Source organism: Flavobacterium ginsengiterrae, assembly GCF_039539785.1.
Classification (GTDB): domain Bacteria; phylum Bacteroidota; class Bacteroidia; order Flavobacteriales; family Flavobacteriaceae; genus Flavobacterium; species Flavobacterium ginsengiterrae.
Genome location: NZ_BAABDU010000003.1, coordinates 1,102,696 through 1,118,382, shown reverse-complemented (window position 1 = coordinate 1,118,382; position 15,687 = coordinate 1,102,696). Strand labels below are relative to the sequence as shown.

At 33.6% G+C, this 15,687-nt stretch carries 13 protein-coding genes; 9 read left to right on the top strand and 4 right to left on the bottom strand.

Annotation, left to right across the window (positions count from 1 at the left end; genetic code table 11):
• Window positions 1–2: 2 nt before the first annotated feature.
• Window positions 3–731, bottom strand: a complete 729-nt coding sequence (locus tag ABD859_RS07745) for a TrmH family RNA methyltransferase (RefSeq protein WP_345142485.1) — start codon at window positions 729–731, stop codon at window positions 3–5.
• A 37-nt stretch (window positions 732–768) separates the two neighbouring features.
• Between ABD859_RS07745 and tamL the strand changes: the two genes are divergently transcribed.
• From tamL to accD, 3 genes are all read left to right on the top strand, one after another.
• A complete protein-coding gene (tamL, locus tag ABD859_RS07740) occupies window positions 769–3,324 on the top strand; it encodes a translocation and assembly module lipoprotein TamL (protein WP_345142482.1) in 2,556 nt (851 codons plus the stop codon).
• Between the two features lie 60 nt (window positions 3,325–3,384).
• The gene (fbaA, locus tag ABD859_RS07735; protein WP_035645669.1) at window positions 3,385–4,452 is read left to right on the top strand and encodes a class II fructose-bisphosphate aldolase; all 1,068 of its coding nucleotides are present in this window, start codon (window positions 3,385–3,387) and stop codon (window positions 4,450–4,452) included.
• A gap of 103 nt (window positions 4,453–4,555) precedes the next feature.
• Window positions 4,556–5,410, top strand: coding sequence for an acetyl-CoA carboxylase, carboxyltransferase subunit beta (gene accD, locus ABD859_RS07730; RefSeq protein WP_026728501.1), 855 nt, complete (start codon window positions 4,556–4,558; stop codon window positions 5,408–5,410).
• A gap of 251 nt (window positions 5,411–5,661) precedes the next feature.
• On the opposite strand, the gene ABD859_RS07725 is transcribed toward accD, so the two are convergent.
• Window positions 5,662–6,909 (bottom strand): ABC transporter permease, encoded by a 1,248-nt coding sequence (locus ABD859_RS07725; protein ID WP_345142477.1) that lies wholly within the window; start codon window positions 6,907–6,909, stop codon window positions 5,662–5,664.
• 164 nt (window positions 6,910–7,073) lie between these two features.
• Here ABD859_RS07725 and purH point away from each other — a divergent pair, with 164 nt between their 5' ends.
• The 6 genes from purH (at window position 7,074) to rodA (ending at window position 14,348) form a co-directional block, all read left to right on the top strand.
• On the top strand, window positions 7,074–8,600 hold the full coding sequence (purH, locus tag ABD859_RS07720; protein ID WP_345142474.1) for a bifunctional phosphoribosylaminoimidazolecarboxamide formyltransferase/IMP cyclohydrolase: 1,527 nt from the start codon (window positions 7,074–7,076) through the stop codon (window positions 8,598–8,600).
• A gap of 57 nt (window positions 8,601–8,657) precedes the next feature.
• Window positions 8,658–9,686, top strand: coding sequence for a rod shape-determining protein (locus ABD859_RS07715; RefSeq protein WP_008466528.1), 1,029 nt, complete (start codon window positions 8,658–8,660; stop codon window positions 9,684–9,686).
• Between the two features lie 111 nt (window positions 9,687–9,797).
• On the top strand, window positions 9,798–10,628 hold the full coding sequence (mreC, locus tag ABD859_RS07710) for a rod shape-determining protein MreC (RefSeq protein WP_345142471.1): 831 nt from the start codon (window positions 9,798–9,800) through the stop codon (window positions 10,626–10,628).
• The gene (locus ABD859_RS07705; RefSeq protein WP_345142468.1) at window positions 10,621–11,127 is read left to right on the top strand and encodes a rod shape-determining protein MreD; all 507 of its coding nucleotides are present in this window, start codon (window positions 10,621–10,623) and stop codon (window positions 11,125–11,127) included. The genes mreC and ABD859_RS07705 overlap by 8 nt, the downstream gene beginning before the upstream one ends.
• Window positions 11,124–13,097 carry a penicillin-binding protein 2 gene (gene mrdA, locus ABD859_RS07700; RefSeq protein ID WP_345142465.1) on the top strand — a complete coding sequence of 658 codons (1,974 nt, stop codon included), beginning with the start codon at window positions 11,124–11,126 and terminating at the stop codon, window positions 13,095–13,097. Before ABD859_RS07705 ends, mrdA begins: the two co-directional genes overlap by 4 nt.
• A 15-nt stretch (window positions 13,098–13,112) precedes the next feature.
• A complete protein-coding gene (gene rodA, locus ABD859_RS07695) occupies window positions 13,113–14,348 on the top strand; it encodes a rod shape-determining protein RodA (protein ID WP_345142462.1) in 1,236 nt (411 codons plus the stop codon).
• A gap of 174 nt (window positions 14,349–14,522) precedes the next feature.
• Here the strand turns inward: rodA and ABD859_RS07690 are convergent, their stop codons facing one another.
• Together ABD859_RS07690 and ABD859_RS07685 are read right to left on the bottom strand one after the other, a co-directional pair.
• On the bottom strand, window positions 14,523–15,203 hold the full coding sequence (locus tag ABD859_RS07690; protein WP_345142459.1) for a DedA family protein: 681 nt from the start codon (window positions 15,201–15,203) through the stop codon (window positions 14,523–14,525).
• A 129-nt stretch (window positions 15,204–15,332) separates the two neighbouring features.
• Complete coding sequence (locus tag ABD859_RS07685) at window positions 15,333–15,677, bottom strand: heavy-metal-associated domain-containing protein (protein ID WP_345142456.1); 345 nt, start codon at window positions 15,675–15,677, stop codon at window positions 15,333–15,335.
• Window positions 15,678–15,687 lie beyond the last annotated feature (10 nt).

Genomic DNA, 15,687 nt, shown 5'->3' with positions numbered 1-15,687 from the left:
TCTTAACTATTTCGTTTAAATTCACTAAGAATAATTGCTGTTGCAGTAGCTACATTTAAACTTTCGGTTTTTTGCAGCTCTCCAAATCTTGGAATTGTCAGTCGGCTGGTCACCATTTTCTCAATCTCCTCCGAAATACCATTGGCTTCATTACCCATAATAATGATTCCGTCTTGAGGTAAATTTGATTGATAAATAGTATCCCCATCCATAAAAGTTCCAAAAACAGGAAGTTTTGTCTGACTTATAAAAGTTTTAAGATCAACATAATTTACGTTTACTCTGGCAATAGAACCCATGGTGGCCTGTACTACTTTTGGATTATATATATCGACTGTTTCTTTAGAACAAACAATTTGTCTTATTCCAAACCAGTCACAAAGACGCATTATGGTGCCCATATTTCCGGGATCGCGAATATCGTCTAAAGCCAGAATCAAACCAGAATTAATAATTTGATTTTCAACAGGCATTTTAAAAACCGCCAGACAGGAATTTGGAGTTGTTAAAGCACTTATTTTTTTAAGTTCTTGTTCATTAATAAGAGTTCGTTTTGAAGATTGAACTTCTTCAAAATCATTTAACGTTGTGTATAAATGTTCTAATTCAAAATTGGATTGCAGCAATTCCTGAATTACTTTTACTCCTTCGGCAAAAAATAATTGATTCGCAAAACGCTGCTTTTTTTGATGTAAACCTGATATAAGTTTTATTTGGTTTTTACTAACCATAAAATAATGTACTTTTGAATTAAATATTAAAAAACACTTGAAAAATAATTCCACAAAAATAACAGCATTTATTCTAATAGCAATACTTATTTGCGCCTGTAATGCTGTAAAAAGAGTTCCAGATGGAAAAAATCTTCTTGTAAAAAACAATATTCTTGTAAACGGAAAGTCTACAAACGACGAAAATGCATCGAACCAGCTTTATCAAAAACCTAACGGAACATTATTAGGATACAAGCTTCGTTTAAATTTATATAATTTGGCAAACTTAAATCCTGATTCGAGCTATCAGGCTAAATTTAAAAATAATCCCGGCTTATATGAGCGTCAGGCTAAATTTTTATCTGCAAAACAGGTAGACAGACTTGGTCAGTCTTTTTTGTATAAAGGAATTCATGAGTTTTTAAAAAATACCGGAGAACCGCCTGTAATTATCGATACAGCGAGAACTAAAAAATCTTTGCAGCGTTTAAAATTTTATTATTTCAACAATGGTTTCTTTGATGTAGCAACTGATTATACTATAGATAGTGTTGGCAGAAAAAAAGCACAGATTAACTACAATATCATTACCGGACCAGGATATATTCTTGACACCATTAAAACTAAGATTTTAACTCCTGCTTTAGATTCTTTATACAAGACGAGCACTGAACCTTCATTTTTAAAATCAGGAAAGCAATATAAAACTTCTGATTTTGAGGAAGAAAAAAACCGTATCACAACCTATTACAGAAATCACGGAGCATACTTTTTTCAGCCTACTTATGTAACTTTTGACATTGATACAATTGGCAAAAAAAATAAAGCCGATGTAACATTAATCATCAACAATAACAATATTCAGGAAAGAGATTCCAGCAGAACTGAACCCTTTAAACTGTACAAAATCAGCGACGTAAATATTTATACTGACTACTCTCCTGCAAATTCAAAAAGCAAGGTTAACGATAGTACAACGTATAACAACTTTAATTTATACAGCTATAAAAAGCTAAAATACAAACCTCGTGCTATTACTGACGCTATTTTTATTACAAAAGGAAGTACATTTTCTGACACGAGAACTACACTTTCTTCACGATATTTAAACAACCTTAAGATATTCAATTATCCGTCTATACAATATGAAGTAGACAAGCGTGATTCTACTGCACAATCATTGATTGCAAAAGTGTATTTAACGCCAAGAAAAAAATATAGTTTTGGAGCCACATTAGATGTTACACATTCTAATATTCAGGATTTTGGTATTGGAGCCAGTATTTCAGAAACTATTCGAAATGTATTTAACAGAGCCGAAACATTAGAAATATCAGCACGTGCCAATATTGGTTCTTCAAAAGATATGGCCAATCCAAATGATAACTTTTTTAACGTTTCAGAATATGGATTGGATTTAAAACTGAATTTTCCAAGAATTCTGATGCCGTTTGGAACTGAAAAAATTATTCCGAAAAGAATGATTCCTTCTACTTCAATTGCTGCAGGTTTTTCTAAACAGCAAAATATTGGTTTAGATAAAGAAAATTTCACTGGAGGTATCGCTTACAATTGGTCTCCAAAAAGACGAAATACTGTAAAATTTGATTTATTAAATGCACAATATGTTCGAAACCTAAATCCTAATAATTATTTTAATGTTTATAAATCTTCTTATAATGAATTAAATAATATTGCGGGAACTTATAATACTTCCGCGACAAATCTTGATGAGAATGGAAACCTGATAATTCCTGAAGGAACAACAAATTTTACTAATCAGGTATTAACAAATCAAACAGCTTTAACTCCTGACAACCCATCATATAAAGATGTAGAAAGTATTGAAGAAAGAAGAGTGCGTTTGACCGAAAATGATTTTATTCTTTCTACCAGTTATACTTTTACCAAAACGACTAAGACAGATTTAGCAGATAATACTTTTTATCAGTTTAAAACTAAACTTGAATCTGCCGGAACTTTATTATCTGCCGTTTCAAGCATTGGTAACTTAACTAAAAATGCAAACGGCAATTATGAAATATTCAATTTAGAATATGCCGAGTACATTAAAGGAGAATTTGATTACATCAAACACTGGGATTTTGGTAAAGAAAAAGTATTAGCCGTGAGGAGCTTTTTTGGAATCGCAATTCCTTTTGGAAACTCTAATTATATTCCGTTTTCACGAAGTTATTACTCTGGAGGTTCAAACGATAATAGAGCATGGCAGCCTTATTCTCTTGGTCCCGGAAGTACAAATGCCTTAAATGACTTTAACGAAGCCAATATGAAGATTGCACTTAGTGCTGAATTTCGCTTTAAAATCTTTGGCGATGTTAAAGGCGCACTCTTTGCAGACGCCGGAAATATCTGGAATGTGCTCGATAATGTGATTGACAACAAGGCAAGATTTAACAACTTAAACGATTTAGATGAAATTGCTTTGGGTTCAGGATTTGGTTTAAGATACGATTTAAGCTTTTTTGTTATTCGCTTAGATTTAGGCTTTAAGACTTATAATCCGGCGCATGACAAAGGAGACAGATGGTTTAAAGAATACAATTTTGGACACTCGGTTTTAAATTTTGGAATAAATTATCCGTTCTAATGCTAATTAATTCTTATTTTTGCAACCTAAAAACTAAAAACAACTATAAAAAAAATTACAATGGCACACAACATTAAACCAGGAGTAGCTACAGGAGATCAAGTTCAAGAGATCTTTAATTATGCGAAAGAGAAGGGTTTTGCTCTTCCAGCAGTAAACGTTACTGGATCTAGCACAATTAACGGAGTTCTTGAAACTGCAGCAAAACTAAACGCGCCAGTTATCATTCAATTTTCTAACGGTGGAGCACAATTCAACGCTGGAAAAGGATTATCAAATGCAGGTGAAAAAGCAGCAATCGCAGGAGGAATCGCGGGAGCAAAACATATTCATACTTTGGCAGAAGCTTACGGTGCAACTGTAATCTTACACACTGACCACTGTGCAAAAAAACTTTTACCTTGGATTGATGGTTTATTAGATGCTTCTGAAAAACATTTTGCAGAAACAGGAAAACCATTATTCAGTTCTCACATGATCGATTTGTCTGAGGAGCCAATCGAAGAAAACATCGAGATCTGTAAAGAATACTTAGCTAGAATGAGCAAAATGGGCATGACATTAGAAATCGAACTTGGAATTACAGGTGGTGAAGAAGATGGTGTTGATAACTCTGATGTTGACAGCTCAAAATTATACACACAGCCGGAAGAAGTAGCTTACGCTTACGAAGAACTTTCTAAAGTAAGCCCTAAATTTACTATCGCTGCTGCTTTTGGAAACGTTCACGGTGTTTACAAACCAGGAAACGTAAAATTAACTCCAAAAATCTTAAAAAATTCTCAGGATTTCGTACAAAACAAATTCAACACAGGACACAATCCAGTTGATTTCGTTTTCCACGGAGGTTCAGGTTCTACTTTAGAAGAAATTAGAGAAGGAATCAGCTACGGAGTTATCAAAATGAACATTGATACTGATTTACAGTTCGCATACACTGAAGGAATCCGTGATTATATGGTTAAAAACCTTGACTACTTAAAATCACAAATTGGTAACCCAGAAGGTGCAGATGCTCCAAACAAAAAATATTATGACCCAAGAAGATGGGTTCGTGAAAGTGAAGTTACTTTCAATGCAAGACTTGAGCAAGCTTTTGCAGACTTAAATAACGTAAACACGTTATAAAAAGTATTCAGTGTTCAGTTTTAAGTGTTCAGTTTTGAATACTTAAAACTGAATATTACTGAACACTGAAATTTTTATTACTGAACACTGAATACTAAAAGAAATGGCTTGGTTTAAAAGACAAGAAAAAGGGATTACGACCGCGACAGAAGACAAGATGGACGTTCCGAAAGGATTGTGGTACAAATCTCCTACTGGAAAAATTATTGATGCAGACGAATTAGCGAGAAATTTATTCGTTAGCCCTGAAGATGATTTTCACGTTCGAATTGGAAGCGCAACCTATTTTGAAATTTTATTCGACAACAACGAGTTTGTTGAGTTAGATAAAAACATGACTTCTAAAGATCCTTTGCATTTTGTGGATACAAAAAAATATGCAGAGCGTTTAAAAGATGTAATGGAAAAAACTCACCTAAAAGACGCTGTTCGTACCGGAGTAGGAAAATCTAAAGGAAGAGAACTTGTAATCTGTTGTATGGATTTCGCTTTTATTGGTGGATCTATGGGAGCAGTTGTAGGTGAAAAAATCGCAAGAGGTATTGATCACGCGATCAAAAACAAATTGCCTTTTGTAATGATTTCTAAATCTGGTGGTGCTCGTATGATGGAAGCTGCTTATTCGCTTATGCAATTAGCAAAAACTTCTGTAAAATTAGCTCAGTTAGCCGAAGCTAAATTACCATACATCTCTCTTTGTACAGACCCAACAACAGGAGGAACAACGGCTTCTTACGCTATGTTAGGAGACATCAACATCTCTGAGCCTGGTGCTTTGATTGGTTTTGCTGGTCCGCGTGTTGTACGTGACACTACAGGAAAAGATTTACCAGAAGGTTTCCAAACTGCTGAGTTCTTATTAGAGCACGGTTTCCTTGACTTTATCACGCCTAGAAAAGAATTGAAAGATAAGATCAACTTATATATCGATTTGATTCAGAATAATGATATTAGATAGTTTTTAAAACTATTTAGAAATATGAAATCCCATTTGCAAATTGTAAATGGGATTTTTTTTACATGTGTCGTTCCTACGGAACTTTATTGAATTCGGAAATTCATTTTCAACGGAATAAATTCCGTTGCTACAAAATAATTCATTCCTACGGAATTTTTATCGAGACAAAAGACTTAAAAACTTTACTTCTCTGAATGCAAATAAAAACTCAGAACCTTAGTAAATCAGCATCTTAGAAGCTTAAAAAAAACCTACATCCCTGTTCTAATAGCTTCCACCGGATCTAAATTTGCTGCTGAAATAGCAGGAAGAATTCCCGAGATTAATCCAATAAGCGCTGCTAAAGTTGTTCCCAGCATTATATTTCCAAAACTTAAAACAAATTCAAAATCAAGTGCTTTAGTTAGGATTATGGCAATTCCCCAAACCATTAATAATCCAATAATTCCTCCAATAACGGAGAGAATCACAGCTTCAAACAAAAACTGAAATAAGATAAACTTGTTTTTTGCTCCCAACGATTTTTGAATTCCAATTAAATTGGTTCTTTCCTTAACCGAAACAAACATAATATTCGCAATTCCGAAACCGCCTACTAAAAGAGAAAATCCGCTTATAATCCACCCTACTACATTCATTTGGCCTAAAATTCCGTCGATAAAATCTGTAAATCCAGAAAGCACATTGATAAAAAAGTTATCCATTTCTCCAGCTTTCATACCACGAATAGTTCTTAGTTTTTGCGTAACTTCTGCCTTGTATGCTTCCATATCAACACCTTTTACAGGTTTTAAAATAATCATGGGCGTCATTGCATCGCTGTCGCCATACATTCTGCGTAAAAAATTCGCAGGCAGATAAACTGATGTATCGTTACTGTCTCCAAAAAAACCTGCTCCTTGTTTGGCAATAACTCCAATTACCGTAAATCGCTGTCCATACAAACGAATATTTTTTCCTATTGGATCCATACTTCCAAAAAGTCCTTCGGCAATATCATATCCCAAAACAATAACTGCTGTCCCGGAATTTGATTCGGCTTCATTATAAAATCTTCCTTTGTCAAAACTTAAACCGTCAATATCGGCCATTTCAAACGAAGACGGATTTATTTTAACATCTGCAACTGTTTTAGAATCATATTTTAATGTTTCTTTATTTACCCAAAGCTGATATCCAACCTGATCTGTATTATTCAGTGAGTTTTTTAAAGCCACGTATTCGTCATATTTTACATTTGGAAACTGCTCTCTCTTCCATTGTGGAATTTCAGAAGGTCCAAAGCTGAATTTCAATAAATAAATCGTATTTTTATCTAAACTGCTTAAATCTTTAGAGATTTTTTTATCTAAAGAATCAACTGCGGCCAAAACAGCAATAATCGAAAAAATACCAATTGTAACCCCCAGCAGAGATAATAAAGTTCGTAATTTATTATTTCGCAAAGCATTAACAGCAAAGCTTAGACTTTCTTTCAATAATCTTAAATAAAGAAGCATATAGTAGTATTTTTCAACAAAGTAAAATTCAATAATTTAAAAACAAAAACCTAATAAAAGTTAACTTACTCATCAGTAGATTTTTTTCCCATTTTGTTACAACAATTACTTTAAAATAATATATAAAAAAACTACTTTTGCAGTCTGAAAATCATAACTACACAATGAGCACAACTAAAAAAATACAATCAGCGTTAATATCTGTTTTTTCGAAAGATGGATTAGAGCCAATCGTTAGAAAATTACACGAGCAAAACGTAACACTTTACTCAACTGGAGGAACTGAAGATTTCATTAAAAACCTTGGAATTCCGGTAGTTCCTGTAGAAGATATTACTTCTTTCCCAGAAATTCTTGGAGGAAGAGTAAAAACACTGCACCCAAAAATTTTTGGAGGAATCCTGAATCGTCAGGACAATGAAAGTGATGTGCAGCAAATGAAAGAATTTGATATTCCTCAAATCGATTTAGTAATTGTTGATTTGTATCCTTTTGAAAAAACAGTTGCTTCTGGTGCAAGCGAACAAGATATTATTGAAAAAATTGATATTGGCGGTATTTCTTTAATTCGTGCCGGTGCTAAAAACTTTAAAGACACTGTAATTGTAGCTTCTGTAAATGAATACAGCTTGCTTTTAGATATTATTACAGAACAAAACGGAAGCACAACTTTAGAAAACAGAAGATTGTTTGCTTCTAAAGCTTTCCACGTTTCATCTCACTATGACGGGGCTATCTTTAACTACTTTAACACAGACGAAACAATCTACAAAGAAAGTATTGCTGACGGCCAAGTTTTAAGATACGGTGAAAACCCTCACCAAAAAGGATTCTTCTTCGGAGATTTTGACGCTATGTTCAAAAAAGTTCATGGAAAAGAATTATCATACAACAACTTATTAGATGTTGATGCCGCAGTAAATTTAATTGCTGAATTTAAAACTGACGGACCAACATTTGCAATCTTAAAACACAACAACGCTTGCGGATTAGCTTCTAGAAAAACAATCAGCGAGGCTTATTTGGCGGCTTTGGCTTGTGATCCTACTTCTGCTTTTGGCGGAGTGTTAATTTCTAACACAAAAATTGATTTAGAAACGGCTCAGGAAATCAACAAATTGTTCTGCGAGGTTGTAATTGCTCCAGCTTATGATAATGAGGCAATTGAGGTTTTACAAGAAAAGAAAAACAGAATTATTTTAGTTCAAAATGAAGTTGAATTACCATCTCGTCAAGTAAGAACTTGTCTTAATGGTTTGTTAATTCAGGACAGAAATAATATTACAGATAATAAAGAGCATTTAAAAACCGTTACAATTACAGAACCTACTGCTCAGGAGATCGAAGATTTGATCTTTGCTTCTAAAATCTGCAAGAATACAAAATCAAACACTATTGTATTTGCTAAGAACGGAACATTGATTTCATCTGGAACAGGTCAGACTTCAAGAGTTGACGCATTAATTCAAGCTGTTGACAAAGCAAAAGCTTTCGGATTTGATTTAAATGGTGCTTCAATGGCAAGTGATGCTTTTTTCCCATTTCCTGACTGTGTAGAATTAGCTAAAAAAGCAGGAATAACTGCTGTAATTCAGCCGGGAGGTTCAATAAAAGACGAATTAAGCATAAATTATTGCAATGAAAATAATCTTGCAATGGTATTTACAGGAACACGTCATTTTAAACATTAATTTGTTTAACTTTGTTCGATAAATTATTTTATAACATTTTAAACCCCTAAAAAACTTATGGGATTTTTTGATTTCATGACCGAGGATATTGCGATAGACCTTGGAACCGCAAACACTTTAATCATTCATAATGATAAAGTTGTCATTGACAGCCCCTCTATCGTGGCACGTGATAGAGTATCCGGCAAAATCATCGCTGTTGGTAAAGAAGCCAACATGATGCAAGGTAAAACGCATGAAAACATTAAGACCATAAGGCCTTTGAAAGATGGTGTAATCGCCGATTTCGATGCTTCGGAAAAAATGATCAACATGTTCATTAAAAGCATTCCTGCATTAAAAAAGAGAATGTTTACTCCTGCATTGAGAATGGTAGTTTGTATTCCGTCTGGAATTACAGAGGTTGAGATGCGTGCTGTAAAAGAATCTTGTGAGCGTGTAAACGGAAAAGAAGTTTACTTAATTCACGAACCAATGGCTGCCGCTATTGGTATTGGTATCGACATTATGCAGCCAAAAGGTAACATGATTGTTGATATTGGAGGTGGTACAACTGAAATCGCTGTAATCGCTTTAGGCGGAATTGTTTGCGACAAATCTGTAAAAATTGCAGGTGACGTTTTTACAAACGATATCGTGTATTACATGCGTACACAACACAACCTTTTTGTAGGAGAAAGTACTGCTGAGAAAATCAAAATTCAAATTGGAGCGGCTATCGAAGATTTAGACGGACCGCCAGAAGATATGTCTGTTCAAGGTAGAGACTTACTTACGGGTAAACCAAAACAAGTTGATGTTTCTTACCGTGAGATTGCAAAAGCATTAGATAAATCTATTCAGCGTATTGAAGATGCTGTTATGGAAACATTATCTCAAACTCCGCCAGAGTTAGCAGCAGATATTTACAACACTGGTATTTATTTAGCTGGTGGTGGATCTATGTTGAGAGGTCTTGACAAACGTATTTCTCAAAAAACAGATTTACCGGTTTATATTGCCGAAGATCCATTAAGAGCAGTTGTACGTGGTACAGGAATGGCACTTAAAAACATTGCAAAATTTAAAAGTATCTTAATCAAATAAGATCTAAAAATAACAATCAATATACTTTTATTAAGGTCAGATTTTTAATATTTGACCTTAATAAAATTGAAACCTTAAAGCATATCCTGAAACAAAATAACCAGACAAGAAATGCAGCAAATTTTTAATTTCATTATAAGAAACAGTAATCGATTACTGTTTTTGCTGCTTTTAGGTATTTCGTTGGGTCTCACAATTCAATCACATTCCTATCACAGAAGCAGAGTAATCAGTTCAGCTAATTTTTTAAGCGGAGGTGTTTATGAAAGAATCAATCGTGTAAACGAATACTTGAATTTAAGAGCAGAGAACGACGAACTTGTACTTGAAAACGCAAGGCTAAAAAGTCTTTTATTCAATAAAGAAGACACAACAAAAGCGCCGTTGCCGGATAGTATAAAAGGTGTAAAACCTGCTGATATTATCGTCTCTAAAGTGATTCACAACTCATACAATACTCACGAAAATTTTATCACACTTAACTCAGGAAAAAAAGAGGGTGTTAAACAAGATATGGGTGTTATAAACAGCTTAGGAATTATTGGTGTTATCGATAATACTTCGGCAAATTACTCAACTGTAGTGAGTATTTTGAACATGAAATCGCATATCAATGCTAAAATCAAAAAATCAAATCACTTTGGTTCTTTAACCTGGGACGGAAAAAGCACTGGATTTGTTCAGTTAGAAGATGTTCCTAGATTGGCTTCTATTCGAAAAGGTGACACTATTGTTACCGGAGGACAATCGGTAATTTTCCCTGAAGGCATCAATATTGGTACTGTTCAAAAAATTTACATTAAAAAGAATACAAGCTATTACGTGATCGATGTTAAGTTATTTAATGACATGACAAATCTAGGACACGTATACATTATTAAGAGTAAAGACAGAGAAGAACTTATTAATTTAGAAAACAAAAGCAAGGAAAAAAATGAGTAGCGCTTTGTTAGTAAATATTTTTCGATTTATTATGCTGCTGGCAATTCAGGTTGTTATTTTTAACAACATGAATTTTTTAGGCTACATAAGTCCTTTCCCGTATATTTTGTATATTATTTTATATCCGGTAAATAGTAATCGAGCGGGACTTATTGTTTCGAGTTTTCTATTAGGATTGGTAATGGATATGTTTTGCAACTCAGGCGGAATTCATGCTACAGCCTGTGTTATATTAGCTTATTACAGGCCTTACTTCTTTAAATTTGCATTTGGTTTAAGTTACGAATATCAAACTATAAAACTAAATGAATCTTTAACCCCTGAAAGGTTCTCTTTTATACTAGTATCTGTTTTATTACATCACATAGTACTTTTTACGCTGGAAGCTTTTCAGTTTAAGTTTATAATAGACATTTTACTGCGAACGCTTTTTAGCACCATTTTTACGATAATCACTTCAATTATAATAATTTATATTATTAAGCCCAATAAACGATGAGAAAAGTTCTGCTGCCCTCTTTAATTATTATTGCAGCATCTTTGCTAGTGATTCGGATATTTTATCTGCAGATTATTGACGATTCATTTAAACTGAAATCAGAAAATAATGCGATTAAAAAAGTCTATGACTATCCTGAACGCGGTTATATTTACGATAGAAATGGTAAATTATTAGTTGCCAATCAGGCATCTTATGATATCATGGTTATACCGCGCGAAATTGGAAAGGATATCAATATAGCAGAGTTTTGTGCACTGCTAAATATCACTCGTGAAGATTACGATAAAAGAATTGCAAAGGCCAAAGTTTACAGCCCAAGGCTTCCATCTGTTTTCTTATCTCAGCTAAACAAAAACGAATTTGCCGCTTTTCAGGAAAAAATCAGAAAATACGAAGGCTTTTATTTTCAAAAACGTTCACTTCGTGATTATGAAGTAGATTACGGTGCCAATATTTTTGGTTTTATTACGCAAGTAAACGAAAATTTAATTGCCAAAAATCCATACTATAACAGTGGAGATTTAATTGGAAAACAAGGTGTTGAGCAAAGCTACGAAGATATTCTACGCGGCGTAAAAGGTGTAAAATACATTCAAAAAGACAAATACAACCGAGAAATCGGCCCATATAAAGAAGGAAAATACGATACGATTGCTGTTGCCGGAGAAGACATCAACTTAACCATTGATGCCGAACTTCAAAAATACGGTGAAGAGTTAATGATTAATAAACGAGGCGGAATTGTTGCAATTGAACCAAAATCTGGTGAAATTCTCGCATTAGTAACTGCACCGTCTTATGATCCAGGCATTTTAGTTGGAAGACAAAGATCTAAAAACTACACCCTTTTATACCACGATTCGATTGCAAAACCTTTATATGACAGAGGGCTTCTAGCTGAGTATCCTCCAGGTTCTCCATTTAAAATTTTAACTGGTCTTGTTGCACTGCAGGAAGGAGTTGTTAATGAACAAACTACCTTCATGTGTCATCACGGATTTAGTTATGGAGGTGGGCGTTTCATGAAATGTCACGGTTTTGGACCTCATCAATTACATAATGGAATTTATAATTCTTGTAATACCTATTTTGGACAGGCATACATGCTGACTATAAACAAGTATAAAGATCCGGGACAAGCTGTTGATGTTTGGAGCAGTCACGTAAAAAGTTTTGGTTTAGGTCAATTTATGGGATATGATTTACCAATTGGTAAAAAAGGAAATATTCCAACATCAAAAACATATAAAAAAATATATCCTAACGGAGGTTGGAGAAGCTCAACTATTGTATCGAACGCCATTGGGCAGGGTGAGGTTTTAATGACCCCTATTCAGCTCGCCAATATGATGGCAACTGTTGCCAATCAAGGATATTATTATACGCCTCATATCATTAAAAAAATTGAGGGCGAAAAAATTGACACTAAGTTTACAACAAAACATGTAACCACTATTGATCAAAAATATTTCCCGCCGGTTATCAGCGGTTTATTTGATGTTTACAACAAAGGTACAGCTTATTCCCTTAGAGTAGAAGGAATTGACATTTGCGGAAAAACAGGAACAGCTGAAAACTTTGCAAAAATCAATGGTAAAAGAACACAGCTTAAAGATCACTCTATCTTTGTAGCTTTTGCACCAAAGGACAATCCAAAAATTGCAATTGCAGTTATGATTGAAAACGGAGGTTTTGGAGCAACAGTGGCCGGACCAATCGCGAGTTTAATGATCGAAAAATATTTAAGACATAAAATTACACGAACTGACTTAGAAACCAGAGTATTAAACAAGAGTTTACTTCCTGAGTACGCTAAATTAGGCGGGTTAAATGAAGCCAGCAAAATAGAATCAGTTCCTAAAGATTCTGTTTTACAAGCCAAAATCATAAAACCAAAAGCACCTGTTACAACAGCACCAAAAACTGAAGTTAAAAAAACAGCAGTAGACACTACTAAGAAAAATTAAGAAAGATTATTTCAAATGAAAAATCAAAGTGTAAAAAATAATATTGACTGGATAAGTGTCTTTATCTACATTGCGCTGGTAACACTGGGGTGGCTGAATATTTACTCATCATCGTTATTATCAACAGATGGAACATATCAAAAACAATTAATTTTTATTGGATGTACTATTCCATTAATTTTTGTTGTGCTTTTTGTTGACGGAAAGTTTTATGAAAAATATGCCAGTATTATCTTTGGTGTTGCCCTTCTATCTTTGGCCGGATTATTTTTATTTGGAAAAACCATTGCAGGACAACGATGCTGGTATGCTATAGGAAGTTTTACACTGCAGCCATCAGAATTTGCAAAAGCAGCTACATCATTGGCGTTAGCCAAATATTTAAGTGACACGCAAATTAACTTAAAAGAAACCAATAGACAGCTGCAAGCGCTTGCAATTGTATTTTTGCCGGTAATGCTTATTTTACCTCAGCCCGATCCAGGAAGTGCTTTGATCTACAGTGTTTTTATTTTGGTTTTATTTAGAGAAGGATTGCCTTCATGGTATGTATGGACTGGTTTTATTACTATTCTCTTATTCGTACTTACATTAGTTTTAGAACCCTATGTTGTAATATTAATAGCGCTTGGGGTACTTATTATTATACATTTTAAAGGAAGAGCCGTTGACAGAAATATTATCTTAAGCGCCATTCTATTGGCTCTTATTTCTGGATTTGTACTTTCAGTAGATTATGTATTCGACAACGTATTTAAACAACACCATAGAGACCGTTTTAATATCCTTTTAGGAAAAACAGTCGACATGAAAGGTATTGGTTATAACACAAATCAGTCTGAGATCGCTATTGGATCTGGCGGCTGGTTAGGAAAAGGTTTCTTAGAAGGAACACAAACAAAAGGTGGTTTCGTTCCTGAACAACATACTGACTACATTTTTACAACTGTTGGTGAAGAATGGGGATTTGCGGGTTCTTTAGTTGTTATTTTACTTTTTACAGGTTTATTTTTAAGAGTAATATATTTGGCAGAAAGACAAAAAACCAAATTCAGCAGGGTTTATGGTTATTGTGTTGCCGGAATTCTATTTATACATTTCTTTGTAAATATTGCTATGGTAATTGGAATTTTTCCAACCATTGGAGTTCCTCTGCCCTTCTTTTCTTATGGAGGTTCCGGACTTTGGGGATTCACAATTTTGCTGTTTATTTTCTTAAAAATGGATGCTAATAAGGTTAATGAGTGGTAGTTTTTTTAAAGCTTCTAAGGCACTAAGATGCTAAGGTGCTTAGTTTTTTTTTTCGAGAGTCAAAGTGAAAGAGGTTTATAATCACTACGTGATTCAATTTAAAATTCAACAATTGTTACTACATAAAAAAAGTCCGAAGTTTAGAGCTTCGGACTTTTTTGATTTTGTATTGAGTTATATTTTTTCAACTGGTTTTTTCTTTAAAATCTTTAGAAGAACCGGGAATGTCGAAATTATAATAATAATAATAATAATGTATTCAATGTGATGTTTTAAATCTATTCCTTGTTTTAAGAATACTCCGTACAAATAATGTCCGGCAAAAATTAAAATGAATGACCATAAGAATGAACTCAAAACATTAAAAAACATAAATTTCTTTTTATCCATAGAAACTATTCCGGCAATAATTGGAGCGAAAGTTCTAAAAATGGGAAGGAAACGAGCGTAAATAATTGCTTTTCCTCCGTATTTTTCAAAGAAATCTTTTGACTGCAAAAGATATTTTTTCTTAAACCAAAATGTATCTTCTTTTTTAAACAAATAATAACCACTTTTTGCTCCAAACCAATAGCCGGTCATATTTCCTAAAACCCCCATAATGGCAACGGCAGTTGAAAGCAAAAAAACATTTATAAAATCACTTGGAATATAAACAACATTTTGAATTAAGTCGCGGCTGTAAATACCAGCTAAAAACAGTAAACTATCTCCCGGTAGAAAAAAGCCTGCGAAAAGTCCTGTTTCTGCAAATACAATAAACAGCACAATAAATAACCCAATCTGAAAACCTCCGATACTTAAAGTTATATAAAATTCAGGGTTTATTAACTGGGTCCAATCAAAATTACTCATAAAATGAATTTGGTTAATTTATAAGTTCGTGAAATTAACAATAATTTGCTTTAACCACAATTAAAACCCATATTTTAAAGATAAATTAACTATTAAAAAAGCCCGAATTATTAACTCGGGCTTAAAAAATTATTTTTCTCTTTCGTATTTACAGCAAGAATGCAAATTCTCATAATCAGCATCTGTCGCTTTAACTTCTTTTGTATCATGGCCTGCCTTTGCAATTGCCAGATTTAAATCTTTTGGCGAAGATTTCTCTTCATTTAAAATTACAGCTAATTGATGCGAACTTACATCCCAAGACGCTGTTTTAACTCCCGGAACACCGTAAGCCGCTTTTTCAATACGTTTCTTGCATTGCTCGCAATTGCCATTTACTTCTGTTGTATATTTTAAATTTTTGTTCTTTTTAGTTTGTGCCTGAGCCGAAAATCCTAAAAAAGTGATCATCGCAATTAAAATCAAATTTTTCATTTGTCTGTTA

Excerpts from the sequence above, each read along its gene's own strand:
- purH (WP_345142474.1), top strand. The coding sequence starts at position 7,074 with ATGAGCACAACTAAAAAAATACAATCAGCGTTAATATCTGTTTTTTCG.
- ABD859_RS07745 (WP_345142485.1), bottom strand. The coding sequence starts at position 731 with ATGGTTAGTAAAAACCAAATAAAACTTATATCAGGTTTACATCAAAAA.
- ABD859_RS07705 (WP_345142468.1), top strand. The coding sequence starts at position 10,621 with ATGAGTAGCGCTTTGTTAGTAAATATTTTTCGATTTATTATGCTGCTG.
- fbaA (WP_035645669.1), top strand. The coding sequence starts at position 3,385 with ATGGCACACAACATTAAACCAGGAGTAGCTACAGGAGATCAAGTTCAA.
- mrdA (WP_345142465.1), top strand. The coding sequence starts at position 11,124 with ATGAGAAAAGTTCTGCTGCCCTCTTTAATTATTATTGCAGCATCTTTG.
- ABD859_RS07690 (WP_345142459.1), bottom strand. The coding sequence starts at position 15,203 with ATGAGTAATTTTGATTGGACCCAGTTAATAAACCCTGAATTTTATATA.
- ABD859_RS07715 (WP_008466528.1), top strand. The coding sequence starts at position 8,658 with ATGGGATTTTTTGATTTCATGACCGAGGATATTGCGATAGACCTTGGA.
- rodA (WP_345142462.1), top strand. The coding sequence starts at position 13,113 with ATGAAAAATCAAAGTGTAAAAAATAATATTGACTGGATAAGTGTCTTT.
- mreC (WP_345142471.1), top strand. The coding sequence starts at position 9,798 with ATGCAGCAAATTTTTAATTTCATTATAAGAAACAGTAATCGATTACTG.
- accD (WP_026728501.1), top strand. The coding sequence starts at position 4,556 with ATGGCTTGGTTTAAAAGACAAGAAAAAGGGATTACGACCGCGACAGAA.
- ABD859_RS07685 (WP_345142456.1), bottom strand. The coding sequence starts at position 15,677 with ATGAAAAATTTGATTTTAATTGCGATGATCACTTTTTTAGGATTTTCG.
- ABD859_RS07725 (WP_345142477.1), bottom strand. The coding sequence starts at position 6,909 with ATGCTTCTTTATTTAAGATTATTGAAAGAAAGTCTAAGCTTTGCTGTT.